The sequence below is a fragment of the Ectobacillus sp. genome (assembly GCF_056992975.1).
This window is the reverse complement of sequence record NZ_JBXKMX010000183.1, coordinates 1-10,351: the sequence shown is the minus strand read 5'-3', so window position 1 is coordinate 10,351 and position 10,351 is coordinate 1. Positions and strand designations below refer to the sequence as shown.

The 10,351-nt window shown below is 35.8% G+C and carries 7 protein-coding genes; 1 reads left to right on the top strand and 6 read right to left on the bottom strand.

The window, feature by feature from the left end; translation table 11 throughout:
• Positions 1-341 precede the first annotated feature (341 nt).
• Genes AC11ZT_RS08310 through AC11ZT_RS08290 form a run of 5 tightly spaced genes read right to left on the bottom strand, consistent with a single transcriptional unit; the run spans position 342 to position 8,322 of the window.
• Positions 342-2,090, bottom strand: coding sequence for an aminotransferase class I/II-fold pyridoxal phosphate-dependent enzyme (locus tag AC11ZT_RS08310; RefSeq protein ID WP_484059152.1), 1,749 nt, complete (start codon positions 2,088-2,090; stop codon positions 342-344).
• Positions 2,091-2,106: 16 nt separating this feature from the next.
• Positions 2,107-5,139, bottom strand: a complete 3,033-nt coding sequence (locus tag AC11ZT_RS08305; RefSeq protein ID WP_484059151.1) for a type I polyketide synthase — start codon at positions 5,137-5,139, stop codon at positions 2,107-2,109.
• A 23-nt stretch (positions 5,140-5,162) separates the two neighbouring features.
• On the bottom strand, positions 5,163-6,923 hold the full coding sequence (locus AC11ZT_RS08300; RefSeq protein ID WP_484059150.1) for a fatty acyl-AMP ligase: 1,761 nt from the start codon (positions 6,921-6,923) through the stop codon (positions 5,163-5,165).
• Entirely contained in the window at positions 6,923-7,612 is a 690-nt protein-coding gene (locus AC11ZT_RS08295; protein ID WP_484059149.1) for a 4'-phosphopantetheinyl transferase family protein, read from the bottom strand. The genes AC11ZT_RS08300 and AC11ZT_RS08295 overlap by 1 nt, the downstream gene beginning before the upstream one ends.
• Entirely contained in the window at positions 7,609-8,322 is a 714-nt protein-coding gene (locus AC11ZT_RS08290; RefSeq protein ID WP_484059148.1) for a thioesterase II family protein, read from the bottom strand. Before AC11ZT_RS08290 ends, AC11ZT_RS08295 begins: the two co-directional genes overlap by 4 nt.
• A 266-nt stretch (positions 8,323-8,588) precedes the next feature.
• Between AC11ZT_RS08290 and AC11ZT_RS08285 the strand changes: the two genes are divergently transcribed.
• A complete protein-coding gene (locus AC11ZT_RS08285; protein ID WP_484059147.1) occupies positions 8,589-9,530 on the top strand; it encodes an NAD-dependent epimerase/dehydratase family protein in 942 nt (313 codons plus the stop codon).
• 171 nt (positions 9,531-9,701) lie between these two features.
• On the opposite strand, the gene AC11ZT_RS08280 is transcribed toward AC11ZT_RS08285, so the two are convergent.
• A partial coding sequence (locus tag AC11ZT_RS08280) for a LysR family transcriptional regulator substrate-binding protein (protein WP_484059146.1) occupies positions 9,702-10,351 on the bottom strand: 650 nt, incomplete at its 5' end.

Here is a 10,351-nt window from a genome sequence, read left to right as displayed (position 1 = left end):
TTCCTATTTCTGTAAGTAAATACCGAAACATATTCACCTGAGAATTCAATTCCTTTTTTAGAGGACAAGCCTTCATAATCCATATTTATCACCTATACCCAAAGACATAACTATAATTCTATCATGTTATATACAATTGTTAACCCCTATTTAACTTTCCATTGAAACATATCTTTAAAGTCATGAAAGCATTCTTTATAAATCTAATAGTATTCATCTTCCGTCGTATACAATTTTATAAACCCCTATCAGAAAATGTAAAAAAAGTGACGCAAACAAGTATCGTCATTGCGTCACCATCATGTTTAATATGAATTGGAGTACTATGTGGCATAGTCTTTTTATACCAGTACTCTGGCCTCTTCAATCATTTTCATTCCTTCAGCTAGACATTCAATTGTCGTAAAAATTTGTGCATCTGAATGATTTGCAGTTATAAAAAATCGTAAACAAACTTCATCTTCCGGTACAGCTGGGTAGAGAATGGGAAACACATTTATTTTTTTCTCGAATAAAAACTGGCCTAATTTTAAAGCTTTTTCAGAATCAGCGATTAGGATTGGAACAATTGGTGTATCTTTACTTAAACCTGTATTTAATCCTTTTTCTTTACATATTTCTAAAAATAAAGCAGACTGACGTTGCAATCGTTTTACATGCGAATTGTCTTCTTGAAGTATTCTGATTGATGCTAAAGCAGCTGCAGTATTAGCTGGCGTAAGTCCCGCACTGAATATAAAACCATCAGATGTATATTTTAAGTATTCAATTGTTTCTTTACTAGCGGCAATATAACCTCCACAACTAGCCAGAGATTTACTTAATGTTCCCATTAAAAAATCAACTTCTTTAGGATTAACACCCGTATACTCACAAACGCCTCGTCCACTTTCTCCAATTGTTCCAATCGAATGGGCTTCATCTACAAATAACATAGCTTGATATTCATTTTTTAATGTAACAAATTTTTTTAAATCTGGAATATCCCCGTCCATACTATACGTACCCTCTAAAACAATTAGTACTCTTCTATAGTTAGAACGAAGGTTTTTCAAATGATTCTCAACTTCTTGCCAGTCATTGTGAGCAAACGGTTGACGAGTTGCTCCAGAAAGTCGGCATCCTTGAATAAGGCTATTATGAGCTAGTTTATCATGTAGAATTAAGTCTTGTGGACCTACAATACTAGCTATAGTGGAAACGTTTGTGGCATGTCCTGCAGTGTAAACTAATGCGTCCTCGGTGCCAATAAAATGCGCAATGGCTTGTTCCAATTCTAGGTGAATAGGGATTTCACCGGAGAGCATTCGGCTAGCTGAAACAGATGAACCATACTGTTTCACTGCATCAATAGTTGCCTGTTGCACTCTTTCATGCCCTGAAAAACCAAGATAATTGTAACTAGCATAATTTATATAAGTGTGATCATTCATGTCAATTTGTTCTTTATTGATACCTGTTCTAAGTCTATAGTACGGATTATCACTACTAATCGAATCTATTCTTGCTTTTAATTGAACATATTCTGGAAAATGTTTAACTTGGTAGCAAGATTCATCTAGTACATAGTTCATTTGTTGTGTAGTTTCTTTTTTCTGAATAAAAGTAGTTGTAGGAAAATGATCTGTTTGTCTCTTATTTTGATGGTTATCACTATATTGTTCCATGCCATTTTCAACAATATAGTGAATGATGTCATTTATACGAATATCTTTAAAATCATGGCTAAACATCGTCTCTACTTGAATTAAGTGAGAGAAATGTTGGTTGCACTCATTTTGTAATTGCATAACCATTAGCGAATCAAAACCCAATTCTTGAACAATATATTTGTTCTTATCTAATTCTTCCACAGAATAAGGTGTAATGTTAGCAATAAGGTGTAAAACGGTTTGTTCTACTTCATGTGCAAAAGATGTAGCGTCTCGTACATTATTTTTCTTAGGTTCAGGTGCAACATTCTGCTCGTTTGAACAAAGCGAATTGGGATTGTTTAACATCGCTTCGGTTTGTTGAAGAAGTGCTTCGCTTTGCCAATATAATGCACTAGACTGTTGTTTAATAATTTCTAGTAAATCTTTTTCTTTCATCGAAATACACCTCTTCTTATTTTTTTATTAAAACCTTACTATACTTTTGTAAAATATGACTTTGGTTTTCAAGTGTTGCGGATTGTTGTTTTAATAGATCACTCAAGTCGTTTTCGTTTTCCTCCACCAATTCTATTCGATCTACTGAATTTTTAATCCAATGAGGATTTTTTTCAAATGCATACGTAGGTAAATCAGTAAAATGGTGATCATACGGTGCATGAAATATGTCCCAATTTATATTTCTTCCAGCTTCGTACAATTTACTTAAACTATCGGTAATAACATTCCAATCTGCATGTTTTTTACTATCTAAACTTGCAAGTAATAATTGAGAATTATCTTTATCTAGTCTTCTAACAAGACTTAATAACGACATTGGCCCCATTTCAATCCATACACATGGTTCCTGCAAAACATACTCTACTCCGTCTTTAAAACGAACCGCTTCACGAAGATGTTGTACCCAGTATTTAGGGCTAGGTACATTTTGAAAAGGACGTCCCGTTATATTTGAAATAAATGTAATTTGCGGACTTTCATAAGTAAATTTCTCTGCCTGACGAACAAAATGTTCCAAAATAGGATCCATGAGTGGGGAGTGGAATGCCCGAGATACATTTAAATAGGAAGTTAAAACACCTTCATTTTGAAAAAATTGTACAATTCTTTCTACGTGTAATTTCTCACCAGAAATAACTAGACGATCAGAGGCATTGACTGCCGCGATAGACACATCCTCAAAATTATGTTGTTGCAAATACTTCTTTACACGTTCTTCTTCAGTCCGAATAATTGCCATCGTGCCGCTAGAAGATGATGCTTGCATACATTGTCCTCGCTCTGCTACAAGACATAAGGCATCTTCCAATGATAAGACGCCTGCTTCACAAGCCGCGGCATATTCTCCTATGCTGTGTCCTAACACAATATCAGGAATCACACCGAATGACTTCCATAATTGAGTTAATGAATACTGGATAGCAAACAAAGCAGGCTGCGTAAATTCAGTTTGATTGATTAGTGAATCTTCTTTCTTGTCAAATAAAATGTCAAGCAACCGCATCCCATTGTACTTTTGAAGAACTTTCGCACAGCGAATGAGGGCATGTTTAAAAACAGGAGACGAACGATACAATGTCTGACCCATTTGTTTGTATTGTGCTCCTTGTCCACTATATAAAAAGACTGTTTGCGTAAGAGTCTGTTGTTTCTTCTCTATCTCAGCTCTCGATTTTTCCAATTCATCTTTATCATAATAAGCTTGTAATTTCTCTTTTAACTGCTGAATACTTGTCACGGAAAATGCTACTCGAACATGAAAGTGCTCCCTGTGGCAGTTCACCGTATAGCATAGATCTTTAAGGCTTACATCACTGTTTACATCAAGAAAATTCTTATATTTATTTGCGAGTTGCTTTAATGATTTTGGGCTTTTTGCTGATAAAGTAAATACTTGTACTTCTTGATCATATAATGATTTTTTCATATCAACACTTTGTGTTTCACTCAAAATAATATGTGCATTCGTTCCCCCAAAGCCAAAAGAACTAACACCAGCAACTCTTGTCTTTTCGCTGTTCCAATTATTACTTTGTAAGGGAATCGTTATGAAACTATCATTTAGCGTGATGAGTCTATTAAGCTTATGAAAATGTAAATGTGGGGCAATTTTCTTATAATGGAGCATGAGAGTTGTCTTTATTATACTTGCGATTCCAGCTGCTCCTTCAAGATGACCAATATTCGTTTTTACAGAACCAACAAAACAAGGATCTTTTCTTACTGTTTCTTTACCATAAATAGCGACTAACGTATTCATTTCGATTGGATCTCCAAGGGAAGTTCCTGTTCCGTGTGCCTCAATATAACTAATATCCTGTGGTTCCATTGAAGCTGATAGTAGAGCTCTCCGAATAACAGCTTCTTGTGCATTTCCATTAGGTGCCGTCAGCCCGTTACTTCCACCATCTTGATTGACAGCAGATCCATTAATTACTGCATAAGAACGTTCCTTGTTTAACTCCACATCTGAAAGTCTTTTTAGGATAATAACTCCGCATCCTTCCCCCCTTACATATCCGTCTGCCCCTTCATCAAACGTTTTACATTTTCCATCAGGAGCCATCATATGTGTTTGGGAAAAAGCAATGTTTAAATCCGGTGAAAGGATTAAGTTGACACCACCCACAATAGCTATGTCACATTCACCAAGCCGCAAGCTTTGACACGCTTGATGGATCGCAACTAATGAAGAAGAACAAGCTGTATCAATAGCTACACTTGGACCATTTATTTTATAGAAATAGGATAGGCGATTAGCAGCAATGCTTTGAGAACTTCCTGTAGCAGTAAATGCGTCAATTGAATCTTTATCATGTTGTAATCTTGCATAATCATTGGAGCTTATACCAATGAATACACCCGTATTCGTTTCCTTTAGGGAAGAAGGAATAATACCAGCATCCTCTAGTGCTCCCCAAGACACTTCCATTAAAAGACGTTGTTGCGGATCCATCTTTTCAACTTCACGAGATTGAAGATTAAAAAAGTGATTGTCAAAACCTCTCACATCCTTTATAAATCCTCCCCATTTCGTATACATTTTTCCTTTAATTCCTTTACGGGAATCATAATATTTTTCTACATCCCAACGTTCCTTCGGTATTTCTTCAATGGAATCTATACCCTTTATCAAGTTATCCCAAAACTCTTCTTTAGAAGAAGCACCTGGGAAACGACAGTCCAAGCCAACAATCGCGATTTCATCCATGTTTTGATAATTTTGTTGACTAGGAAAGTTTTTCAGATTCACTTCATTTTCTGGATCTAAAAACGCTGCCAAAGATTCAATATTAGGATAGTTGTACAAAAGTGTAGGTGGACACTCGATACCCGACCATCTTTCTAATTCACCGGTAATAATGATGGATTGAGCGGAATCCAATCCAAAACTCGTAAACGCCTTATCTACAGTCACTTCGCTAATTCCAGTTTTTTCTATAACCTTTGCAACTAGCCACTGTTCAATTTCCTCTTTAGTAGGCATTTTCTATTCCTTCCCTCCACAATTTACATTTCATTTAATTGCCATGTGCCATTTTCAACAGTGGTAAATGTCCCTTTTAAAAACATATCGTGACAAATATGATGTTGAACTTTCCCGCTAGATGTTTTAGGTACATTTCCTGGTGTTAAAAGTAACAAAGCATATAGTTGTACACCATGGTTAATAGCAATTTCTTTCCGAATCAATTCACTTACTTCTTGTGGATTAATTTTCTTACGGAAGGTACGTTCTACCTCTTGAACAATAACAAGTTGTTCTTCATTATTAACTTCCACAGTAAATGCCGCTCCTCTTCCTACACTTAAAGATGGATGTGAACGTTGTGTCGTTGCTTCAACATCGTGTGGATAAATATTTCTTCCTCGAATAATCATCATATTTTTCATTCGTCCCGTAACAAAAAGTTGACCTTCATCTAAAAATCCTAAGTCCCCTGTACGTAAAAAAGGACCTTCTCCAGTCCCTGCTAAATAGGCTTGAAATGTAGCTTGGGTTTTCTCAGGATTTTTCCAATATCCTTTTGCAACACTTGCACCCTTAATCCAAATTTCGCCTACTTGATCTTCTTCACAAGGAAGCTCTGTTTCAGGATCAACAATAAGTAGCTGGTGAGCATACATGGTATTTCCTGAACTAACCAACGTCACTGCATCAAGATCATACTCATCTACCTTGTGGACAATATTAAGCTGTAAGCCCTTTTTTGAGAAATATCTATGAATAGGCTCCTCATCTCGTTCCCCGCCAGTAACAAATAAAGTAGATTCTGCTAACCCATAACAAGGATAAAAAGCGTTCTTTCTGAACCCACTAGTAGCAAACGCTTCTGTAAAGTGCTGCAGAGTAGCGTTTCGAACAGGTTCTGCACCATTAAAGGCGACTTCCCAATGACTTAAATCTAAATCTGCTTTTTGTTTTTCACTAATTTTTTGTATACACATCTCATAAGCAAAGTTTGGTCCTCCGCTGACTGTTGCTTTCTTTTTGGAAACGAGCGATAACCACCAAAAAGGGTTTTTCAGAAAGTCTACTGGCGACATTAAGTGGACGGGACTGCCCGAAAAAATGGGTGTTAAAATTCCGCCAATCAGACCCATATCATGGTAAGGAGGAAGCCAAATTACTGTGGATGATTCCCTAGAAAAACCAAAATTGCTCGCAATAAGTTGAAGGTTTGTTAGTAAATTTCCGTGAGACAACATAACCCCTCTAGGTGCAGAGGTTGAACCAGAAGTATATTGAAAAAATGCAATATCATCTTTTGTAATGTCGTTTTCCATCCATTCAATAGGATCATAGAGATCATCTGTATCTGTAGCAATCCATCGAACAGAAAGCAATGTTTGATTGTTATTCATAGAAGACTGAATTAGGCTTCTCATACGTTCTGTGGTTAAAACTACTGAAGCATCTGCATTTGTAATAATAGTTTGTAACCGTGATAAAGAATGATTCAATCTTGGAGGATAAACAGGTACAGCTATAACACCACCGTATAAACAACCAAAAAACCCTGTAATATAGTCGATACTTGCTGGATAGAGTAATAATATTCGATCGCCTTTCTTACAAATTTGCTGTAATACTGCTCCAATTGAGCGAGCTTTTTCATCTAAATCAGCATAAGTAGCAATCTTTTCTTCCTTTTCATTTATAAAAAAGGTACAAGCAGTATCATTTGGTTGAAGATATGCTCGTTTCATAAGTAAATCAACTAAAGAACTATATTGTTCTGTACTTGAATCAACCGTTACTTGTTTCATTATGCATCCCCCGTTTTATAACAAATTGAAGTGATATGATCATCCCATGTGTTTATTGTTTTTGTTATCCAATTAGTAGCGTCATAATAGTTTGATATAGTTACATGTAAGGAATTGGTAAAATCAATATGAATATCTTTTAAGCTTTGATAAAATAATCCTTTCCCAATTGCTTTTATGAATGCTTCCTTTTGCGTCCACACTTGTATAAGTCGTTTTGTTTTAAACTGATTTGGTATGTCTACAAACCTTGCATAGTCAAGAGGATTTAATAAATATCTAGCAAGTGTGTATATATTGTTATGGTCAATGATTTCACAATCGATTCCCACCTCATGATGCTGCGAAACAATGATATACAACCAATTTCCAGAATGTGAAAGATTAAAAAAACAAATAGGCTGTCTTTTAATAAATGGTTTCCCTTGTAAACCATAAGAGAATTGTATTTGCCCTGGATCCTGCATAGTGTACTGAGAAATAACGAGTCTAAGCAACCCGCGACAAGCCATATTATTTCTTTTCTTGTTAGTATCTATTAATTTTTCATATCGTTTTGTTTCATCTTCTGTTAGGAAACGAAATAATGAATACATTTGTTCATGATGCATACGCATATTAAATTTCCAAACATCTGCGTGAGCATCCTTTATCTGTATGACACGCGGCGAATAACAACTTAATTTCATTGTAAAACTCTTTTCATTTTTTCAATGAGGACGAAGGTTTGGTTATGTAAATAAAAATGATTTCCAGATAGAAAAAACGAGTGAAACGAATTATCTGTATGAACTCTCCATGCTTGTAAGCTCTTTTTGTCAACGAGAGGATCCGAAATTCCTCCGAAAACGGTCATAGGAACATGAAGGGCTGAACCTGGTTTATAAGAGTATTCTTCACAAAATATTAAATGTTTACGAACTTCTGGTAACCAATCTTGAAGTATTGATGCTTGATTAAAATACGAAGAGGGTATCCCCTGAAGAGACACTAGTTGTTCTAACAACTGAATATCGGTAATCTTCCGAAAACTAGGCTTATTAGAATCAAATAGTCCTAAATGTGGAGCTCTACAACTAGATATAAAAATATGACTAGGTAAAGGTAAATGAAACCGGGAAATTAATCTTGTTAACTCAAAACAGAGCATTGCGCCCATACTATGACCAAATAAAATATAGGAATCCTTTATCTCGTTTGATAACTTTCCTAATAGATTTTCAATTGCTGTTTCCCATTTCAAGCTACGATCTGGTTCAAATAAATTTTGAGGATAGTCTACAGTGATAACTTGGAATTGCGGACCGAAATACTTTGACCATAATGCATACACATTTGAAGTTGCACCTGCATGAGGAAAGCATATTACTGTCTTCTTCGTAACATCCCATTCATTCAATGTCGATCGTCTCCATTTATAAGATTTCTACAAAACATCTGAAAAGTGCTTTAATCTTCTTAAATGCTACATGATATGACACAATAACGACTGACTGGAATGGTATTACCTTCTATACATTTAGAAATTTTTTCCTATCATCTCCTCCACGTAAATTAGATTACCATTATTTTACGTTAATTTTTTTAAACTTTTTGTAAATTTAGTAAATTATTATAAAAATATGGTAGGCTATTTGTGAATCTTTATACTAGGAGGCGTTATAAATGAATAATGATTTCCACATCATTTTTGGAACGGGTCCTTTAGGTCTAGCTGTAATGGAACAACTTATCCTACAAAATAAAAAAATACTAATGGTAAATACAAGAGGAAAGGCAGAGGAGGTTCCTCCAGATGTACAAGTTGTAAAAGGAGACGCTACAAATTTAAGTAGTGTTCTTGATATTTGCAATTCCCATCCTGCATCAATCATTTATCATTGTATAGGGTTACCCTATCAATCTTGGGAGAAACTCTACCCAATTATGATGGACAATATTATCGAAGCGGGCGCGCAAAGTGGTGCGAACATTGTATATGGAGATAATCTTTATGCTTACGGTCCTCATAATGAGCCCCTACATGAAAGCTTATCGTATATACCTGTTGGGGCAAAAACAAAAACAAGAGCGGAAGTAGCTACGAAATTAATGGATGCTCATAGAGCTGGAAAAGTAAAAGCTACCATTGGAAGAGCCACTGACTTTTACGGACCTCGTGTTAAAAATGCTATATTAGGAGAAAGAGTGTTTAAAAATCTACTGGAGAATAAACCTGTAGATATGCTAGGTAATCCCGATACCATACATTCTCAAATTTTTATTCAAGATTTTGCAAAAGGACTTGTGATCCTTTCTGAACAGGAAGATGCATACGGTGAAATTTGGCACATTCCTGCTGCACCAGCAACTTCTAATCGGGAACTAGTAAAACAAATAGCTAACCGGATTGGTGTTACTCCAAAATATAGAGTAGCAGGAAAGCTAATCGTTACCATCGGCGGAATCTTTAATTCGGATATAAAAGAATTTAAGGAATTAATGTATCAGCATTCAAATAATTTTATCGTAGATGCTAGTAAATTTCAGAAAGCTTTTGCCTTTTCTGCAACTCCGCATGAAGAAGCTATACAAAAAACAGTCGATTGGTATCAACATAATATGTGAATTTTCCATTTTACATGAAGTAAAAAAAACCAATCTTTAATCCCGTCCGTATTAACAGGGCTTTGGAACCCCCACTTCGAGGTTTGAAATAAACCTTACGAAGTGGGAGATGAAATAACACTTCCTAATTTTTCAAGTATTTAATGTTCAACAAGAACCTAATATTCCTTCTCAACCAAACACTTCATCAAAAACGTCCATAAATGTCCGTGCGGTCAAACTTAAGTACCGTTCCCCTAAGTACGTAAATACTAATGTACGTGTTGGATGAGTATCAAGCGGAACATACAATGGGTTCAGCTTCAGGTTTTGTCGCATCACCATTTTTGGAACTATAGTGACACCTAATCCGGAAGCAACCAGTGATTGTGCTGTCTCAATATTACTTGTCATAAAAGCAACTTGAGGTTGAAACCCACTTTCTGCACAAAGGTCCAGCACAACGCGACGAAATCCAAATCCCTGCTTCAGCAATATAAATGGAGATTCATCCAACGCTATCAAAGGTAGCATTTGCTCTGCAATTTGCACATTTTCACCTACAGAATTGACAATGAAGCGCACTTCTTCTGACATCCAGTTTTTTTCTTCTCGTGGAATCGCAAGTAACAACGGTTCGGTTAACATAGAACGAGTGATCAAACGGTTACTCTCAATCGGCAACGGTAAAATAGATAAATCCACCAACCCTCTCACCGTTAAATGTTCTAACTCTTCAGTTGATTCCTCAATTAAATGCACCTTTACTTGTGGATATCTCTCCAAGTAAGCCTGTATAAGTGGTGGCAGGACGTGACCACCTGTGACAGCAGGAACACCAA